This is a genomic window from Spiribacter vilamensis (genome assembly GCF_004217415.1).
Classification (GTDB): domain Bacteria; phylum Pseudomonadota; class Gammaproteobacteria; order Nitrococcales; family Nitrococcaceae; genus Spiribacter; species Spiribacter vilamensis.
The window spans coordinates 529,105-547,064 of the sequence record NZ_SHLI01000001.1 but is presented as its reverse complement, the minus strand read 5'-3'; the positions used below and the strand labels follow the sequence as shown (position 1 = coordinate 547,064).

Here is a 17,960-nt window from a genome sequence, read left to right as displayed (position 1 = left end):
GATGCTGGACGCCGCGCTACAGCCACTCCAGCATCGAATCCTGGTGCCCATGGCTCGCCAGATCGTAGCGCGTGGCGGCCGGGCCGACACGCTGACACTGACCGGCTTCGCCCTCGGTCTGGGCGCCCTGCCGCTGATCATGAACGAGGCCTACTTCGCTGCCCTCGTGCTGATCATGCTGAATCGATTGATGGACGGCCTGGACGGCGAGGTCGCCCGCCTGACCACGCCGACGGATCGGGGGGCGTTTCTGGACATCGCGCTCGATTTCTTCTTCTATGCGACGATCCCGCTCGCCTTCGCGATTGCCGACCCGGCCGGCAACGCACTTGCCGCCGCCGTTGTCATCACGTCATTCGTCGGCACGGGATCGTCGTTCCTCGCCTTCGCGGTGATCGCGGAAAAGCATGGGCTGCCGGCCTCGGCGTACACCGGCAAGGGCATCCATTACCTGAGCGGATTGACGGAAGGCACTGAAACCGTTGTATTCCTAATCGCTATCTGTGTATTCCCGGGCTACTTCGCCGAGATCGCCTACGGCTTTGCCATCGCCTGTCTGATTACGACGTTCACCCGCTGGGCCCAGGGGATGAAGGCATTCGGTGGCACGGGGGCGGCCTCGTGAGACAGCTTCCGGTCGTGCTGTGGCTGATCATCATGCTCGTCGGCAGCGGCGCCGCCATGGCCGAGACGCCGCAGTCGGCCGAGGCGGACTGGGTACAGACACGGGCAGACGCCCGCGGCCAGACGGTCTACTGGAATGCGTGGGGAGGTGACAGCCGCACTAATCGCTTCATCGAGTGGGTGGGCGAGCAGACCGAGCAGCGCTTTGGTGTCGCAATCCGTCACGTAAAGCTCTCGGATACCAGCGACGCCGTCACCCGCGTGGTCACTGAAAAGGCGGCTGGACGCGACGAATCGGGATCGGTGGATCTGCTCTGGATTAACGGGCCGAACTTCCTCTCGATGAAAGAACAGGATCTTCTCCACGGGCCGTTTGTCCGGGAACTGCCCAACAGCCGTTATCTCGATCTCAGCCCCGGCTCCGCCAGCACGACCGACTTTACGGTTCCCACGGAGGGTTTCGAGAGCCCCTGGCGCCTGGCGCGGTTCGTATTCAACTACGATAGCGCGCGGGTCGAAGACCCGCCCCGCAGCATGCCCGCGCTGCTGGACTGGGCACGGGCCCATCCGGGCCGCTTCACCCATCCGCATCCGGATAACTTCATGGGGGCGACGTTTCTCAAACAGGCGCTGGTCGAATTGACGCCGGACCCGACGGTACTCCAGCGCCCGGTCGCCGAAGCGGATTTCGAGGCCGCCACCGACCCACTCTGGAGCTGGTACGACCGGATCCGCCCGCATCTCTGGCGGAGCGGACGGACATTTCCGGCGAACGAGTCCGAGCAACAGCAGCTCCTCAACGATGGCGCGGTCGATATCGGTATGTCGTTCGATCCGGCCTCCACCGCCGCCGCCATCCAGCAGGGATTACTGCCCGAGAGTGCCCGGGTCATCGTCCCGGCAGGCGGCAGCATCGGTAATGTCAGCTTTGTTGCCATTCCCTACAATGCGCGTCACACCGCCGGCGCGAAGGTGGTCGCCAACTTTCTGCTCTCGCCCCGGGCCCAGGCGCGGATGCAGGATATCGACGTGCTGGGCGCGTTCTCGGTGCTCGACTTCGATCGCCTCGATGAAACCGCCCGCGCCCGCTTCGAGTCGCTCCCCGACGCGCCGGCTCTGCCATCACGAGAGGCCCTGGGGCAGACCCTGCCCGAGCCGCATCCGAGCTGGATGACACGGCTGGTCGAGGCCTGGTCACAGCGCTACACCCGATAGCCCCACGTGTCCTGATGCTGCTGCGCACGGGCCTGCGCACCCTGGTTATCGCGGTCATTATCGGGCCGGTACTGCTCGGGGTGACCCAGACACTGACCGCGGCGTTTGGCTGGCTGCCGGCGCTGGGCGAGCGCAGCATCGGGGTCGCTCCCTGGGTCGCGCTGCTCGATCGCCCCGGGCTTGTCACATCAATCCAGTTGACGGTCTGGACAGGAATCGCCGCCACCATCGTCGGCTTCGCGCTGGCGTTCGCCTTTGTCGCCGGCCTCTACGGGACGCCGGCGGGTCGGCGCCTGACACCGCTGCTTGCGCCCTTCCTGGCAACTCCCCACGCCGCCATCGCGATCGGACTGGCCTTCATCATTGCGCCTTCCGGGTGGCTCTTCCGCCTGCTGGCCGAGCCACTGCAACTCTCGCAGCCGCCGTCCTTTGCACTGGTGGGGGATCCGATGGGGATTGGCCTTATCCTCGGGCTGCTGCTCAAGGAAATCCCCTTCCTGGCACTGGTGATGACCGCCTCGCTGGGCCATCTCCCCGTTCGACGCTGGCTGATTGCCGCCCGATCCCTTGGTTACAGCAACGCATCGGCGTGGCTGCGAGTGGTTCTGCCGCGACTCTGGCCGCACATCCGGCTGCCGACGCTGATCGTGCTCAGTTACGCGCTCTCCAACGTCGATATGGCATTACTCCTGGGCCCGTCGAACCCGCCCGTGCTGGCGGTCGTGGTGCTGCGGCTCTACACGGATCCGGCGCTCTCCAGCCTGCTGACCGCCGGGGCAGGCGCACTGCTGCAGGCAGGGCTGGTCATGACCGCGTTCGCCGGCGTCTGGCTAATGGAGCGCTTGATCACAGTCACCGGGCGGATCTGGCTACGCCGAGGTGGACGCGACCGATTCGTCACCCCGCTACTGGCGATGGGACGGGTTGGCGTGCGCGTGCTCTTCGCTCTCGGGGGAATGGCAATCACCGCCCTGCTGGTCTGGTCGGTCACCTGGCGCTGGCCGTGGCCGCAGCGCTTCCCCGAGCAGTTTTCACTGGCGGCATGGCGGCAATCCGGCAATGACTGGACCGGACCGTTCGGTCATAGCCTGTTATTCGCGGGCATAACCACCATTGCGGCGCTGGTGCTCGCTATTGCCTGGCTGGAGACGGAGCGGCGCGGACGATCATCGATGCTTGCGGGCATTGTCTACCTCCCGCTTCTACTGCCGCAGATCGGCTTTCTGCCAGGATTGCAGTTCGGGTTCCTGCAGCTCGGCATCGATGCGGGGATTCTCGCAGTGAGCTGGGCGCATCTACTGTTCGTCTTCCCCTATGTCCTGCTGGTACTCGTCGGTCCGTGGCGGGGGTTCGATCCGATGCTCACGTACCAGGCCGCCTCACTCGGTGCCGGACCGCTGAGCCGTCTACTGCGCGTCAAGCTGCCTGTACTGATCGGCCCGATCCTCGCCGCTATCGCCATCGGTGTCGCGGTTTCCATCGCCCAGTATCTGCCCACGCTGATCATGGGTGCCGGGCGGCTCAGCACATTAACCACCGAGGCGGTGAGCCTTGCCTCCGGCGCGGATCGCCGGATTACGGCGGTCTATGCCATGCTGCAAACGTTGATCCCGCTGCTGGTCTATACCGTCGCGATCATTACGCCGATTATCCGGGCGCGGAACCGCCGCTTTCTGAGGGAGTAACCGCCATGTCGCTGGCGATCGATTCGATGGTGATCCAGCCACCGGGGGGTGATCCGCTGTTCGCACCGCTGACGCTTGATATCGGCGCGGGCACGATTACGACCCTGATGGGGCCGTCCGGCGTCGGTAAGACGACACTGCTGCATGCGATTGCAGGTCATCTCGCCGAATCTTTCACGTTGCAAGGTACCCTTCGCCTCAACGGTCGATTGCTCAACGGCCTGCCCGCCGAACGGCGACGCATCGGACTGATGTTCCAGGACGCCACGCTGTTCCCGCACCTGAGCGTCGGAGATAATCTGGCATTCGGCCTGCGCTCGGGCGTGAAGGGGCGCCAAGCCCGCGCCAAGGCGGTTGATCGGGCACTCGCCTCGGCGGGGCTCGACGGCATGCGCCGGCGTGATCCGGCGACGCTGTCCGGTGGCCAGCGGGCACGCGCCGCGCTGATGCAAAGCCTGCTCGCCGAGCCCGAAGCGATCCTGCTCGACGAGCCTTTCTCGCGGCTTGACGAAACGCTGCGCGCCGACATCCGGGCGTTCGTCCTCAACCACATTCGGGACCGATCGATCCCCGCACTGCTCGTGACCCATGACCCCGCCGACGCCAGGGCCGCGGGCGGGCCGACGATTCCGCTGGGTGAAGGAGCCATTGCATGAACCGCAGACGACCCGCCTTCGACGTGCCCACCGCTATGCTGTTGATCGCGGCGACGCTTGCGCCCGCTGCCGAGGCTCGGACGGACATCACCTTCGAACCGGCCTCCATCATCGGCTGGGAACGCCACAGCTTCAGCGGCGAGACCGATTACACGCTATCCCAGCGCAGTGCGCACCGGGGCGTACGCGCCGAGTGCGAGGAAGGTACCGCCTCCGGACTCATTTACCGCGAGGGAATCGATCTCACCCGCACGCCGATCATCGAGTGGCGCTGGCGTATTGTCGAGCCGATCGCCTCCGGTGCCCCGCGCAATAAAAACGGCGACGATTACGCCGCGCGGCTCTATGCCGTGGACGAAAGCCCGATCCTGCGCTGGCGAACCCGCGCCATGAACTATGTCTCGACCACTCGCACGGCAAAGGGTGATCACTGGCCCAACGCCTATGCCGATCAGGCAATGATGGTTGCCGTCGATGGCGCCGACAGCGACTCGGGCTGGCAGATCCATCGACGCAACCTGCGCGAGGATTTTGCGCGTTTTCATGATCGCGACATCACTGAAATCGACACACTGGCGATCATGACCGATTGTGACGACACCGGAGATCGCGCCGAGGCGATCTACGGGACCATCCGGTTAATGGGGGAATGACATGAGCACGCGGAAAATCACCTTCACCGGTCACGACGGCGACACGCTCAACGCCCGACTCGACCTGCCCGACGGCCCGGTCCGTGCCGCCGCGCTGTTTGCCCACTGCTTTACCTGCTCGAAGGATATCCCCGCCGCGCGCCGTATTGCCGGCCGCCTTGCCGCGCAGGGGATCGCGGTGCTGCGCTTCGACTTCACCGGGCTCGGTCACTCCGAGGGCGAGTTCGAGAACACCAATTTCAGTTCGAACGTGGAAGATCTGCAGCGTGCAGCTGCCTATCTGGCCGAACATGTCGCCGCCCCGCAGCTGCTGATCGGTCATTCACTGGGCGGCTCGGCGGTTATCAAGGCCGCCCCGCTGATCGACACGGTCCGTGCCGTCGTGACCATCGCGGCACCGGCGGATCCAAGCCATGTCTCGAAGCTCTTCGCCGAGCAGCTGGCGGCGATCGATACGCACGGCGAGGCCGAGGTCAACCTGGCCGGACGGCCGTTTCGCATCCGCCAGCAGTTCATCGACGATATTACCGAGGCGAAGCTCGATGACGCCCTGAAGCACATGAACGCCGCGCTGCTCGTCCTCCACTCCCCCCAGGACACCCTGGTCGGCATTCGCAATGCGGCGGAGATTTTCCAGGGCGCGATGCATCCGAAGAGCTTCGTCACGCTGGATAACGCCGATCATCTGATCAGCCGCGGTGCCGACGCCGACTATGCCGCCGATGTCCTCGGCGCGTGGGCGGTGCGCTATCTGCAGATGGCGGACGACTCGTCCCTCGCAGCGACGCCGGAGGGCGTGACGCGGGTTTCGGAGGTCGATCCGGAGGGGTTTCGCCAGGCCATTACGGTATCCGGCCCGCATCTGCTGACCGCGGACGAGCCGGTAAAAATGGGCGGCACGGATAAAGGACCCTCTCCCTATCAGCTCGTCGCCGCCGGCCTGGGGGCGTGCACAAGCATGACGATCCGAATGTACGCTCGCCGCAAGCGGATCGCCCTCGATCACGTCTATACCGACGTCAGCCACAACAAGGAACATCGCACCGACTGCGAGCACTGCGGTGAGTCCGGCGCAAAAGTCGACGTATTCCAGCGCCGGATCCACCTGGGCGGCGATCTCGGCGCGGACGATCGCCAGCGGCTGCTCGAGATCGCCGACAAGTGCCCCGTTCACCGCACGCTTGAATCAACGGTTGTCATCGACACGGAGCTGATCGACGACTAGCCGAGGCGTTCGCGCTGCGCCTCGAGGTACTCCCAGCGTTCGTAGGCGGTGGACAGTTCGGCCTCGGCGGCCTCGAGCGCATCCAGCGTAGCCTGGATCGTGTCCGCGTCCTGCTGGTAGAGCCCGGGATCATTGGCCTTCGCCCGTGCGGTCTCGGCAACCGCCTCGAGGGTCTCGATCCGGGCCGGCAGCTCGTCGAGCTCAGTGCCCTCACTGTAGGTCAGCTTGCGTGGCTTTTTCGGCGACGATGCCGGCTTGCCAGCGGTTTTCGAGGCCTTGCCCTCGCTGCGGGCGGGCTGCTGCGTCTGCCGCAGCCAGTCGGCATAGCCACCCACGTACTCACCGATACGGCCCCCACCTTCCGGCACGAACACGCTAGTGACGACGTTATCCAGGAATGTTCGGTCATGGGAGACCAGCAACAGCGTGCCGGTGTAGTCCACCAGTCGCTCCTCGAGGAGCTCGAGCGTCTCGACATCCAGATCGTTGGTGGGCTCGTCGAGCACCAGCAGGTTGGAGGGTCGGGCGAACAGCTGGGCGAGCAGCAGCCGGTTGCGCTCACCGCCGGACAGGCGGCTGATCGGTGCGTTGGCGCGATCGGGCGAGAACAGGAAGTCCTGCAGATAGCCCATAACGTGCCGGCGTTTGCCATCACCCAGATCGATGAAGTCCTCGCCGCCGGCGACATTCTCGCGAGCGGAGCGGCGGTCATCCAGTGACGCCCGGTGCTGGTCGAAATAGGCGACCTGCAGCCCGGTGCCGAGCTTGATCGACCCGCTATCCGGCGCCAGCTCACCGACCAGAAGCCGGATCAGCGTGGTCTTGCCCACGCCATTCGGACCCAGGATGCCGATCCGGTCACCACGGATGATGCGGGTGCTGAAGTCGGTCACCAGCGGCTTGCCATCGATGGCGTAGGTCAGATGCTCGGCCTCGATCACGCGCTTGCCGGAGCGCTCGCCCTCCGCCATGGTCAGCCGCGCCTCGCCCGGGCGTTCACGGCGCTCGGCGCGTTCCTTGCGCATGGCCTGGAGGGCACGAACACGACCCTCGTTACGCGTGCGACGGGCCTTGATGCCCTGCCGGATCCAGGCCTCTTCCTGCTTGAGCTTCTTGTCGAAACGCGCCTGCTCCTCGGCCTCCGCGTGGTCCCGCTCCTCGCAGCGACGCAGGTAGTTGGCGTAGTCGCCGGGCCAGCTCGTGAGCTGTCCGCGGTCGATCTCCACGATCCGGGTGGCAACCGCCTGGAGGAAGGCGCGATCATGGGTCACGAAGATCACCGCACCGTTGAACTCGCGCATGAAGCCCTCGAGCCAGCGGATCGCCTCGATGTCGAGATGGTTGGTCGGCTCATCGAGCAAAAGCACGTCAGGCCCCGGCACTACGGCACGAGCGAGAAGCACGCGCCGCTTGAGCCCGCCGGAGAGGTTCGAGAAGGCACTGTCTGCGGGCAGGTCGAAGCGGGTCAGTACGGCGTCCACGCGCTGCTCGATCTGCCAGCCACCGGCCGCCTCAATGCGCGATTGCAGATCCGTTAGCTCGTCGATATCCCCCTCACCGGCGCCAATGGCCATGGCGAGGTCATGATGACGCGAGAGCAGCGATCCGAGATCGCCCAGCCCCTCGGTCACGACGTCGAAAACCCGCCCCTCGAGGTGATCCGGCACGGCCTGCTCAAGGCGCGAGACGGTGACCGCCTCACCGCGCTGGACGCGCCCGGCATCGGGCTCGATCGCACCCTCGATGACGCGTAACAGGGTTGATTTGCCAACGCCGTTACGGCCTACCAGACAGACGCGTTCGCGATCTTCGATCGTCAGCGACGCATGCTCGAGCAGCGGTGGCCCGCCGACGGAAAACTCGATCTCATCAAGGCGAATCAGACTCATTCGGTCTCCTTAAAACAAGCTGCCAGTCTAACAGAGCGGCCCGGGTCATACCGTCAATTTTGACCCAAATCAACGAGGTGGCAGAACCTCCGGCACACTTCGCGGTCGACCGGTTGGCAGCGACGATTTCGCACCATCGTGGTGCGTACATTCAATTGACCTGCCACAGAGCCGAGCGTATCTTTCGACGTGATTCCAAAAGGAGGAAATCACCAATGGACCTTTCGACACTTAGCGTGGGTCAGTACGACTTTATTGCAAACAGCTTCTCATTCGGCTTTGCAGTAATGGCGGCCGCGACCCTTTTCTTCTGGCTTTCACGCAGCCAGGTGGCTCCGGCCTATCGGCTGGCAATCACCATCACCGGCCTCGTTACCGCGATTGCCGCTTACCACTACTTCCAGATCATGACTTCCTGGGAAGCGGCGTTCAGCGTCACCAACGGGACGATCGAGACGACTGGCTACGGCTACAACCAGGCCTACCGCTATGTGGACTGGCTGTTGACCGTGCCGCTGCTGCTCGTAGAGCTGATCTTGGTTATGCGGCTGTCGCGCAGCGAGACGATCTCGCAGAGCGTCAAGCTCGGCGGTGCAGCCGCACTCATGATCATCCTCGGCTACCCGGGTGAGGTTTCAGAGGGCGGTGCCGTCCGCTTCCTGTTCTGGGTGCTGTCGATGATTCCGTTCGTGTACATCGTCTACACGCTCGTGACCGGTCTGAAGGCTTCCATCGCCAAGCAGCCGGAAAACGTGCGCGGGCTGATCAACGGCGCTTCCACGCTGGTGATTGTGTCCTGGCTGTTCTACCCGATCGTGTTCCTGTTCCCGCTCATCGGTCTGACCGGCGGCGCCGCCGTGACGGCAGTCGAAGTGGGCTACACGATTGCGGATATCACCGCCAAGGCCGTGTTCGGCGTGGTCATTCTGACGATCGCAATGCGCAAGTCAGAGGCCGAGGCAGCAGGCGAAACCGCCAACGCCTAATCGGAAACACTCCGATCAAGGCGGCGTTGCTGACGCCGAACCTGTGGAGCTCGGGCCTCGCCCGGGCTCCACTCTAATCAAGGCAGTCTGAGGGTAGCTTTCGTGGCCACAGTCGATGTCAGCCAAATACTCCAACCTGATCCGGACGTCTCTGTCCGACAGGATGCGCTGGCTGTCGGGGCCAACCTTCCGGCACTTCAGACCGTTGACCAGTTCATGGTCGACCAACTCGCCGCGATGCGAGCCACACCGGCCCGCGATGCTGCGATCTATCATCTCCAGACGGGTGGCCATCGAATGCGTGCAAGACTGGCACTCGCCAGCTGCGCGAATCGCTTGAGCCCTCAAGACCGTACGGCAGCGGCCGCTGCCTGCGAGTTTCTGCACAATGCATCGCTCGTTCACGACGACATCAGCGACCGCGATACCTACCGCCGGGGCCGACAATCGGTTCGCGCGGTGTACGGGGATGATGTGGCGCTGTGTGCGGGCGATCTCCTGTTGACGACAGCCTTCCAGGTCGCCGCGCGGATTACCGTACCGGCGGTGTCGCAGCGGCTGATACGCTTCATGGCGGATACGGCTGGCCGTGTCATCGGCGGCCAGAGTGTCGAGCTCAGCCACCACACTGGTGAGGGATCCGTCCGAACCGCCGACTATCTCGACGCAACCCGCGAAAAGACAGCGCCGCTGATCGAGCTGGCGCTCAACGCCGGGATCAGCGAACCCGCGAAGGCCGCTTATACGTCCGCAGTCAGTCGGCGTATCGCTGAAGCCATCGGGCTCGCTTACCAGATTCTTGACGATCTGGACGACCTTGACGGTGTCGATGATGTTTCGGAGCTGCACCCACTGCATGCCTGGTGGCACCACCGCCCCCGCACTCGGAGTGGGTCAGTTCACCTGCACCGGGAACCAACCCGCATCCGTTGCCTCCAACATGCTCGCGCGGCACTGAACCGCGCCGACCGACTCAGTGCGCGACTGCCGGAGCCCCTCCTGAGCGACGTGCGCCAACTGATAGAACGGCTGAATCACAAGTCCCGACAGGAGGGATAACATCCAATGCATTCCCTGATTATGGGTGGCGGCTTCGGCGGCATCGCCGCGGCATTGCGCCTGCGCGCACGGGGCCACGAGGTCACACTGATCGATCGTTGCCCGCGACTCGGCGGACGGGCACAGGTCTTCGAGCGCGGCGGCTACCGGCACGACGCGGGACCAACGGTCATTACCGCACCATTCCTTTTCACCGAGCTGTTCGAACTGTTCGGTGAATCACTGCACGATCACCTCGAACTCCGGCCGCTCGATCCATGGTATCGATTCCGCTTCGCCGATGACTCCTCATTTGATTACGGTCCGGGCATCGAGCGAATGGAGGCCGAAATCGCCCGCTTCAACCCGGACGATGTCGCCGGTTACCACGGCCTGCTTGCAGAGTCCCGCGAGCTCTTCGAGATCGGGTTCAAGGAACTCGGCTACCAGCCATTCCATCGGGCCTCGTTCATGGCGCGCCAGATTCCCCGGCTGCTACGACTGCGCTTCGACCGGAGCGTCTGGAAGATGGTGTCGAGCCATATCAAGCACCCGTACCTGCGCCAGGCGCTGTCATTGCAGCCATTGCTCGTGGGCGGAAATCCGTTCGATACGACCTGTATCTACGGACTCATCCACTACCTCGAGCGTGAGTGGGGTGTCCACTTCGCGATGGGCGGAACCGGTGCACTCGTCGGCGAACTCGCCAATCTGCTCGAGCGCCAGGGTGTACGGGTGGAAAACGGCCGCAGCATTACGGCGGTCCATCGCGATGGACGGCGCATCACCGGGGCGAGCATTGACGACGGGCGCACGATCAAGGCGGATAACTTCGTCTCCAACCTCGACCCGATGCACCTCTACGGCGAACTCATGGATCCGGCCCCCATGGCGGCCCGGGTCAAGCAGCGGCTGGCCCACTCGTCGATGGGGTTGTTCGTGCTCTACTTCGGTACCGACTGCCAGTATCCCGACGTCGCCCACCACACCATATGGCTGGGCGAGCGCTATAAGGAGCTGCTGCGGGACATCTTTGATCGAAAGATCCTCTCCGAGGATTTCTCGCTGTATCTCCATCGCCCCACGGCGACCGATCCGAGCTTTGCACCGGCAGGGCACGACAGCTTTTACGTGCTGGCTCCCGTACCCAACCAGCTGGGTAATATCGACTGGTCGGTGGAAGGACCGAAACTGCAGGCGCGTATTGTCGAGGCGCTGGAAGCAACCATCCTTCCAGGGCTCAGCCAGCATATCCGCGCCGATTTCCACATGACGCCGGATAATTTCCGCGAGAATTACCAGAGCGTCTACGGCAGTGGCTTTAGTCTGGCGCCGCTATTCCGGCAGTCGGCCTGGTTCCGCTTCCACAACCAGGCCGAGGGACTCGATAACCTCTACCTCGTTGGGGCGGGAACCCACCCCGGTGCCGGCATGCCCGGGGTGCTCTCCAGCGCAAAGGTCCTCGAGCGCCTGTTCCCCGAGGGAACGGAGGCGGCGTGAAGCCCCGTGAGGTACTGGCCCGCCATGGGAGCAGCTTCCACATGGCGAGCCGGCTCCTGCGGCGCGACGATGCCAATGATGTCGCCACTCTCTATGCCGTCTGCCGGCTGATCGACGACATCGCGGACGAGTCCGCGAATGGCGCCGGCCGTATCGATACCTTCATTGAGGCGCTCACCACCGGCGAACTGGCGAAAATACCGGTGGATGGCTTCGAGGCGATGGTCGAGCGCCGGCAGATGCGGCTCGAGCCATTGGCGACGCTGGCCCGTACCGCCGCCCATGAAGCCCGATACGGCCGTCTCATCGACACCGAATCCGAGCTCATCGACTACTGCTACGGCGTTGCCGGTACGGTTGGCGAGCTCATGTGCCCACTACTCGGTGCCGATCCCGTGCGCGGTCGGGATGCCGCTGTTGCCCTCGGTATCGGCATGCAACTGACCAACATCGCGCGGGATGTCCTCGAGGATGCGCAGCGCGGCCGTCGTTATCTGCCGGCGGAATGGGTTGGCCAGCGGCCGCCGGAGGTTATTGCCGCAGCCGCAGACCCTGATCGGGCATCGGTGCAGGCGGCAATCGGCCGAGTCGTTGATCGGGCCGAGGTCGAGTATGCCCGGGCGGAGACGGCGTTTGCGTTAATCCCCTGGCGCAATCGCGTCGCCATCCGCGTGGCGGCACGTCTCTACCGCGCCATCGGCCTGCGGGTGCGGGACGGTGGCTGCCGTTACTGGGAAGGACGAACGTCACTCAGTCATCGCGACCGGCGCCGGCTTGCCCTGCGCACGCTGTTTCGGCCGGCAGACGACGCCCCCGCCGCCACGGCATGAAACACTTCGATCTCGCGCTGATCGGATTCGGCGCCGCAACGATGAGCCTGGCGGTCCGACTCGCGGCCCGCTATCCGGGACGGATCGCGATCATCGAACCACGACAGTTGCCAAGTGACGATCGGACGTGGTGTGGCTGGCGACTGGTCGATCACCCCTTTGTCGATCAGGCAACGCAGATTTGGACCCGCTGGGCCGTCAGCCACGGCGGCCGCGAGATCATCCGCGGCAGCGACCAGACCCCCTATGAAATGCTTCGTGCGTCGGCAGTCCAGGCGCAGGCGCTGGACGTGATCGGGACCCGGCAGGACTGGTCGCTGTTCGCGGGATCGGCTCTGCAGGCAGCTGAACGCCACGATTCGGCCTGGTCACTGACACTGGATAGCGGCGAAACGCTTACCGCCACGCGCGTTATGGATTCCCGCCCGCCGGCACTGGCGCTGGATCGGCCGTGGGTATGGCAGAGCTTTGTCGGCCGCGAGCTGACCGGGCCCGGGCTTGCCGGTGAATCGCCAGTACGGCTGATGGACTTCGTCGACGACACCACCCCCTTACTGACGTTTGTTTATGAACTGCCCATCGGTCCCGGCCATCGATTGATCGAACTGACACGATTCGCGCCCCAGCGCCCTTCCCTGTCGGAACTGGGGGGGCAACTGGATCGCATCCTCGCCGACCGCGGGCTGGCGGCGCATACGGTGGTACGGGAGGAATCGAGCCACCTGCCCATGGCACCGATTCCCTCCTACGACCAGGAAGGATGGATGCGGGTCGGTACGGCAGGCGGTAGTATGCGCCCGGCCACCGGGTATACCTTTCACGATATACAGCGCTGGGCGGATGTCTGCGCGGAGGCACTGGTTGCCGGGCAGGCCCCCCGCGCCCCGTCGCGGCGCTCGCTTATGGACTGGCTGGACGGGGTCTTCCTTGAATCACTCTGGCGGCATAGACCTGTCGGGGCAGCGGGTGAGCCGTTCGTACGCCTGTTTGACCGGACGCCCCCGGAGTCGATGGCACGGTTTCTCATGAGCCGGCCACAGCTGGCGGACATCGGCCACATCCTGCGTGCACTCCCCCCGACCCCCATGCTGAAGGCCGCCATGCGGCACTCCTGCCGGCGCAACCGCGGGGTGCGGATCGATTCGCCGACGGGCTAGCCGGCCTGGAACTGCAATGCCGCGAGATGGGCATAGAGGTCGTCGGTTGCCATGAGCTGGTCATGCGTCCCGATGGCCCGCACCGTGCCCGTCTCGAGCACCGCGATCCGGTCGGCGTTGCGCACCGTCGCGAGCCGGTGAGCAATCACGACGCTGGTCCGGTGCGTCATCAGCCGGGTTAAAGCGGTTTGCACCTGCTGCTCGCTCTCGGCATCCAGGCTGCTGGTCGCCTCATCGAGTAGCAATAAGGCCGGATCGCGCAGAATGGCCCTTGCAATCGCGATCCGCTGCCGTTGACCACCGGAGAGTTGCACGCCCCCGGGGCCGATATCGGTATCAAGCCCAGCCGGCAATGCATCGACAAAGCCCTGGCAGTTCGCGGCCTTCGCCGCATCGACGATCCGGTCGCGTTCCGCGGACGGATTGCCGAAGCGGATATTGTCCGCGACGGTACCGGTGAACAGCACCGGCTCCTGCGCCACCAGGGCCATGCGCTGGCGAACGGCCGCCGGGTCGGCATCACGCAGATCCACGCCATCCAGTGTGATACGGCCCGAAGACGGATCGTGGAAGCGCAATAACAGGCTGATCAGGGTGCTCTTGCCGGCACCGGACGGACCCACCAGTGCCAGTGTCTCACCGGCATGGACCACCAGATCCACGCCGGTCAGTGCCGGCGGCTCCGGGCGGGTTGGATAGCGAAACGCCACCGCCTCGAGTACGACCTCGCCGCGGGCGGGCACCGGCAGGGTAATGGGGTGGTTCGGGGACTGGATGGCGGGCTCGGCATCCAGCAGCTCGAACAGCCGCTCCGCCGCCCCCGAGGCGCGGAACAGCTCGCCGGCCACTTCCGAGAGTACACCGACGGCGCCGGCCGCCAGTACGGCGTAGAAGAGGAACGCCGAGAGCTCACCCGCGCTCATTGCTCCGGCGATGACGGCGCTCCCCCCTCGCCAGAGCACGAACGCCACACCGCTGAAGGCCAGCAGCAGCGCCACGGCGTTCAACCCGGCGCGCTGACGGATCCGGCGGACGGCGATCGCGAACGCCTCCTCCACCCGATCGCCGAAAACCCGCCGGTCCACGGGCTCGTGGACAAAGGCCTGAACCGTCTCGATCCCCCCGAGCGTCTCGCCGGCATAACTGCCGACATCGGCAATACGATCCTGGCTGAGCCGCGAGAGCCGCCGCACACGACGGCCAACGATCAACATGGGTGCCAGCACGATGGGGATCCCGGCAATGACCAGCGCGCTCAGGGCGGGTTGCGTCACCACGAGCATGATCAGCGTGCCGGCGAGTAGCAGTGCATTGCGCAGGGCCATCGAGAAGGTCGAGCCCAGCACGCTCTGCAACAGCGCCGTATCCGTGGTCATCCGCGACTGGATCTCCCCCACGCCGTTGCGCAGGTAGAACCCTGGATCGAGCTCGAGCAGGCGCTCGAACACGTCGCGGCGCAGATCGGCGGCTACGCGCTCACCGATCCACATGACCCAGTAGAACCGCAGCGCCGCGGCCACCGACAGCACCAGGACGACCCCGGCGGTCACCAGTAATGCGCGGTCGAGCGTGGCACCGGTGCCACTCGCGAGGCCCTGATCAATGACCAGCCGCAATCCCTGGCCGATACCCAGGACACTGCCGGCGGCGACGATCAGCGCGATACCGGCAATGAGCGCCTGCCGCCAGTACGGACGCAGATACCCGGCAAGCCGTACCAGACCACCGAAGCGTCTCACTGCCGGACTGTCCTCATGGCGTCGTTACTCATTCCGTTATTATGAAGGCGGATGTTCTCGTCAGCTACGGGTGCGTGCATTACCATTGGGAATGGAATAAACGAAGACGCGGTGAATAGACTCATGATGATTTCGGTACTGCAAGCCAAGATTCACGCGGCGACGGTCACCGATGCCAATCTCGAGTACGAGGGCAGCATCACCATCGATCCGACGCTGCTCGACGCTTCGGGGCTGTTACCGCACCAGCATGTACACGTCTACAACATCACCAACGGCAATCGGTTCGAGACCTATATCATCAAGGGCATGCCGGACCGCGGCGAGATCACGATCAACGGCGCCGCCGCGCACATGGCAGGTCGCGGCGACCGGGTGATCATCGCCGCCTATGCGCAGGTCAATCCCGAAGAGGCACGGACCTGGGAGCCGACGCGGGTCTTCGTCGACTCGCAGAATGTGCCGAAGACACCCGGCTGAGCGATCACCCGGCAGCCGACATGATCGCGTCGCGGCCTGCATGCTCGAGGTGTGCCAGGTAGCATCGCGCCAGGGCGATTCCGGTCAGCCGGCTAGCGACATTGTCATCCCGAGTACTCATGACCACCGGTACCCGCAGGCCCATCAGCAGACCTGCTCCCCGGGCGTCGGCGAGATGGCTCAACTGCTTGACGAGCATACTGGCCGCCTCCAGGTCCGGGGCGATCAGCCCGTCGGCACGTCCCGCCACCGGCGACTCCAGCCCCCGCGAGCGGGCCGTGGCGGCCGAGATCGCGGCATCGAAGGCCATCGGACCATCGATAACGGCGCCTTTGACCTGGCCACGATCCGCCATCTTGCAGATGGCCGCCGCATCCAGCGTCGAACTCAGTTTCGGATCGATGGCCTCCGACGAAGAGAGCATGGCGATGCGCGGTTCATGGATCCCCAGCGCATGGGCCAGCAGCGCCATGTTACTGACGATATCGCGTTTCTCGAATAGCGTCGGGTGGATATTAACGAGCGGATCGGAAATCAGCAGCGGCCGTGGATAGGTCGGCACGTCGAAGGCCATGACCTGGCTCGGCTCGCGCTCGGTGCGCAGACCATTGCGCGGGTCGATGAGCTTGCCGAGCAACTCATCGGTGGCAAGCCCCCCCTTGATCAGCATGGCGACATCGCCGGAAGACACCATGTCGACTGCGGCTTTCGCCGCACCGTGACTGTGTTGCGTGGCGACCTGCTCGAAGCCACTGATATCGACGCCCGCATCATCCGCCGCCGCCTGCATGCGCGCCAGCGGCCCCACCAGGACCGGACGAATCAAGCGTCGCTGCACGGCAATATCAAGTGCCTGCATGCTCTCGATATCGACCGGGTGGACCACCGCCGCCGTGGTTGGCTCCTGCGCATCGGCGTCGGCGAGCATCTCCGAGAGATGGCCCTCCTCCGCGAGCCGGATGGTCGGCATGACCGCACGCGGGCGACTGATTTTATCGGTGGGCGCAAGCACTTTGGCCTCGCCGTCGAGCACCAGGGCGTCCTCCTGGTTGCGGCCTTCACAGGCGAAGGTTATCCGGCCTTTCTGCTCATCCTTTTCCGTGGCCGTGACTTTTACACGGATCTGATCGCCCAGAGTCACCGGACCACGAAACCGCAGCGTCTGGCCGAGATAGATCGTGCCCGGTCCGGGGAGCTGTGTTCCCAGCACCGTCGAAATCAGCGCCCCGCCCCACATGCCGTGGGCGATCAGCTCGTGGAAGCGGCTGCTGCGCGCGAACTCTTCATCCACGTGGGCGGGATTGACGTCGCCGGACATCACCGCGAAGAGCTTGATGTCCTCCATCGTGAGGCGCTTTTCGAGCATCGCCGAGTCGCCGATCTCGATCTCGTCGAAGGTGCGATTCTCGATCAGGTCAGAACCGGACATGATGCCCCCCGTCCACATAGTGGATCCCGCCGGTCACCGATGAACCGGCATCGGAAATCAGGTAGGCGGCGGTATTGCCGATGTCCTCCACGGAGACGAGCCGGCGCAGCGGCGAGTGGGTCTCGCCATCCGTTGCCAGTGCCTCGAAATCCTTGAGCCCCGAGGCCGCCCGGGTGCGGATCGGCCCGGGGGAAATGGCGTTGACCCGAATGCCCTGTGGCCCGAGCTCGGTGGCAAGATAACGGGTGGACGACTCGAGCGCCGCTTTCACCGGCCCCATCAGATTGTAGTTCTCCACCGCCTGGTCCGCCCCGTGGTAGGTCATGCAGATCAGACTGCCGCCCTCCGCCATTAACGGCTCGGCAAGCCGCGCCATGCGCACGAATGAATGGCAGGAGACGTCCATCGCCAGCGAGAAGCCGTCACTGGTCGTATCCGTCAGGCGCCCCTGCAGCTCCGCGAGCGGGGCGAAGGCAATGGAATGGATCACGAAATCGAGTCGGCCCCAGCGCTCCCGGGCCCGGTTGAAGAGCGCTTCCAGCGATTCGGCGTCCTGCACGTCGACGAGCTGGTACTCGGGGTTACCCATGGACTCGGCCAGCGGCATGACGAAGCGTTCGGCCTTCTCACTGGCATAGGTCACGATGCACTCCGCCCCCTGGGCGGCCAGTGCCCGCGCACAGCCGTAGGCAATGCTGTTTTCGTTGGCCAGGCCGGTGACGACCCCTACCCGCCCGTTGAGCGAGAAGGCGCCGCCAGTTGCTTGATCGGTCATGGGTTGCTCCCTTTGCATGCGATGTTGCAGTGCACACTTAACAACACCTGTCCGTGATCCGCAATCGTCGGCGGGGTAT

At 64.7% G+C, this 17,960-nt stretch carries 16 protein-coding genes; 12 read left to right on the top strand and 4 right to left on the bottom strand.

What is annotated here, in order from left to right; genetic code table 11:
* Position 1 precedes the first annotated feature (1 nt).
* From EV698_RS02750 to EV698_RS02725, 6 genes are read left to right on the top strand one after another with little or no spacing between them, the layout of a single operon-like run.
* A complete protein-coding gene (locus EV698_RS02750; protein WP_130502633.1) occupies positions 2–625 on the top strand; it encodes a CDP-alcohol phosphatidyltransferase family protein in 624 nt (207 codons plus the stop codon).
* Complete coding sequence (locus tag EV698_RS02745; protein WP_207220477.1) at positions 622–1,839, top strand: ABC transporter substrate-binding protein; 1,218 nt, start codon at positions 622–624, stop codon at positions 1,837–1,839. Before EV698_RS02750 ends, EV698_RS02745 begins: the two co-directional genes overlap by 4 nt.
* Positions 1,840–1,853: 14 nt before the next feature.
* Complete coding sequence (locus tag EV698_RS02740) at positions 1,854–3,524, top strand: ABC transporter permease (RefSeq protein ID WP_130502632.1); 1,671 nt, start codon at positions 1,854–1,856, stop codon at positions 3,522–3,524.
* A gap of 5 nt (positions 3,525–3,529) precedes the next feature.
* Positions 3,530–4,180 (top strand): ATP-binding cassette domain-containing protein, encoded by a 651-nt coding sequence (locus tag EV698_RS02735; protein ID WP_130502631.1) that lies wholly within the window; start codon positions 3,530–3,532, stop codon positions 4,178–4,180.
* Positions 4,177–4,833 (top strand): DUF3047 domain-containing protein, encoded by a 657-nt coding sequence (locus tag EV698_RS02730; RefSeq protein ID WP_239016185.1) that lies wholly within the window; start codon positions 4,177–4,179, stop codon positions 4,831–4,833. The genes EV698_RS02735 and EV698_RS02730 overlap by 4 nt, the downstream gene beginning before the upstream one ends.
* Before the next feature lies 1 nt (position 4,834).
* Positions 4,835–6,058, top strand: a complete 1,224-nt coding sequence (locus EV698_RS02725; protein WP_130502630.1) for a bifunctional alpha/beta hydrolase/OsmC family protein — start codon at positions 4,835–4,837, stop codon at positions 6,056–6,058.
* Here the strand turns inward: EV698_RS02725 and EV698_RS02720 are convergent.
* Positions 6,055–7,947, bottom strand: a complete 1,893-nt coding sequence (locus EV698_RS02720; RefSeq protein ID WP_130502629.1) for an ATP-binding cassette domain-containing protein — start codon at positions 7,945–7,947, stop codon at positions 6,055–6,057. The two genes, EV698_RS02725 and EV698_RS02720, sit on opposite strands and share 4 nt — an antisense overlap.
* 215 nt (positions 7,948–8,162) lie before the next feature.
* Here EV698_RS02720 and EV698_RS02715 point away from each other — a divergent pair, with 215 nt between their 5' ends.
* From EV698_RS02715 to EV698_RS02695, 5 genes are all read left to right on the top strand, one after another.
* Complete coding sequence (locus tag EV698_RS02715) at positions 8,163–8,933, top strand: bacteriorhodopsin-like (protein WP_130502628.1); 771 nt, start codon at positions 8,163–8,165, stop codon at positions 8,931–8,933.
* Positions 8,934–9,035: 102 nt separating this feature from the next.
* Positions 9,036–9,992, top strand: coding sequence for a polyprenyl synthetase family protein (locus tag EV698_RS02710; protein ID WP_130502627.1), 957 nt, complete (start codon positions 9,036–9,038; stop codon positions 9,990–9,992).
* Positions 9,993–9,998: 6 nt separating this feature from the next.
* Entirely contained in the window at positions 9,999–11,471 is a 1,473-nt protein-coding gene (gene crtI / locus EV698_RS02705; protein WP_130502626.1) for a phytoene desaturase family protein, read from the top strand.
* On the top strand, positions 11,468–12,301 hold the full coding sequence (locus tag EV698_RS02700) for a phytoene/squalene synthase family protein (protein ID WP_130502625.1): 834 nt from the start codon (positions 11,468–11,470) through the stop codon (positions 12,299–12,301). The genes crtI and EV698_RS02700 overlap by 4 nt, the downstream gene beginning before the upstream one ends.
* Positions 12,298–13,458: a lycopene cyclase family protein gene (locus tag EV698_RS02695; protein ID WP_130502624.1), complete on the top strand. Its 1,161-nt coding sequence runs from the start codon at positions 12,298–12,300 to the stop codon at positions 13,456–13,458. The genes EV698_RS02700 and EV698_RS02695 overlap by 4 nt, the downstream gene beginning before the upstream one ends.
* On the opposite strand, the gene EV698_RS02690 is transcribed toward EV698_RS02695, so the two are convergent.
* Complete coding sequence (locus EV698_RS02690) at positions 13,455–15,197, bottom strand: ABC transporter transmembrane domain-containing protein (RefSeq protein ID WP_130502623.1); 1,743 nt, start codon at positions 15,195–15,197, stop codon at positions 13,455–13,457. The genes EV698_RS02695 and EV698_RS02690 overlap by 4 nt on opposite strands.
* Positions 15,198–15,320: 123 nt before the next feature.
* Here EV698_RS02690 and panD point away from each other — a divergent pair, with 123 nt between their 5' ends.
* Entirely contained in the window at positions 15,321–15,677 is a 357-nt protein-coding gene (gene panD / locus EV698_RS02685; protein ID WP_130502622.1) for an aspartate 1-decarboxylase, read from the top strand.
* 4 nt (positions 15,678–15,681) lie between these two features.
* On the opposite strand, the gene EV698_RS02680 is transcribed toward panD, so the two are convergent.
* Complete coding sequence (locus EV698_RS02680; protein ID WP_130502621.1) at positions 15,682–17,106, bottom strand: bifunctional enoyl-CoA hydratase/phosphate acetyltransferase; 1,425 nt, start codon at positions 17,104–17,106, stop codon at positions 15,682–15,684.
* Entirely contained in the window at positions 17,093–17,881 is a 789-nt protein-coding gene (gene fabI, locus EV698_RS02675) for an enoyl-ACP reductase FabI (protein WP_130502620.1), read from the bottom strand. The genes EV698_RS02680 and fabI overlap by 14 nt, the downstream gene beginning before the upstream one ends.
* Positions 17,882–17,960: the final 79 nt, after the last annotated feature.

Excerpts from the sequence above, each read along its gene's own strand:
- EV698_RS02720 (WP_130502629.1), bottom strand. The coding sequence starts at position 7,947 with ATGAGTCTGATTCGCCTTGATGAGATCGAGTTTTCCGTCGGCGGGCCA.
- EV698_RS02725 (WP_130502630.1), top strand. The coding sequence starts at position 4,835 with ATGAGCACGCGGAAAATCACCTTCACCGGTCACGACGGCGACACGCTC.
- crtI (WP_130502626.1), top strand. The coding sequence starts at position 9,999 with ATGCATTCCCTGATTATGGGTGGCGGCTTCGGCGGCATCGCCGCGGCA.
- EV698_RS02680 (WP_130502621.1), bottom strand. The coding sequence starts at position 17,106 with ATGTCCGGTTCTGACCTGATCGAGAATCGCACCTTCGACGAGATCGAG.
- EV698_RS02750 (WP_130502633.1), top strand. The coding sequence starts at position 2 with ATGCTGGACGCCGCGCTACAGCCACTCCAGCATCGAATCCTGGTGCCC.
- EV698_RS02715 (WP_130502628.1), top strand. The coding sequence starts at position 8,163 with ATGGACCTTTCGACACTTAGCGTGGGTCAGTACGACTTTATTGCAAAC.
- panD (WP_130502622.1), top strand. The coding sequence starts at position 15,321 with ATGATGATTTCGGTACTGCAAGCCAAGATTCACGCGGCGACGGTCACC.
- EV698_RS02740 (WP_130502632.1), top strand. The coding sequence starts at position 1,854 with ATGCTGCTGCGCACGGGCCTGCGCACCCTGGTTATCGCGGTCATTATC.
- EV698_RS02730 (WP_239016185.1), top strand. The coding sequence starts at position 4,177 with ATGAACCGCAGACGACCCGCCTTCGACGTGCCCACCGCTATGCTGTTG.
- EV698_RS02735 (WP_130502631.1), top strand. The coding sequence starts at position 3,530 with ATGTCGCTGGCGATCGATTCGATGGTGATCCAGCCACCGGGGGGTGAT.
- fabI (WP_130502620.1), bottom strand. The coding sequence starts at position 17,881 with ATGACCGATCAAGCAACTGGCGGCGCCTTCTCGCTCAACGGGCGGGTA.
- EV698_RS02695 (WP_130502624.1), top strand. The coding sequence starts at position 12,298 with ATGAAACACTTCGATCTCGCGCTGATCGGATTCGGCGCCGCAACGATG.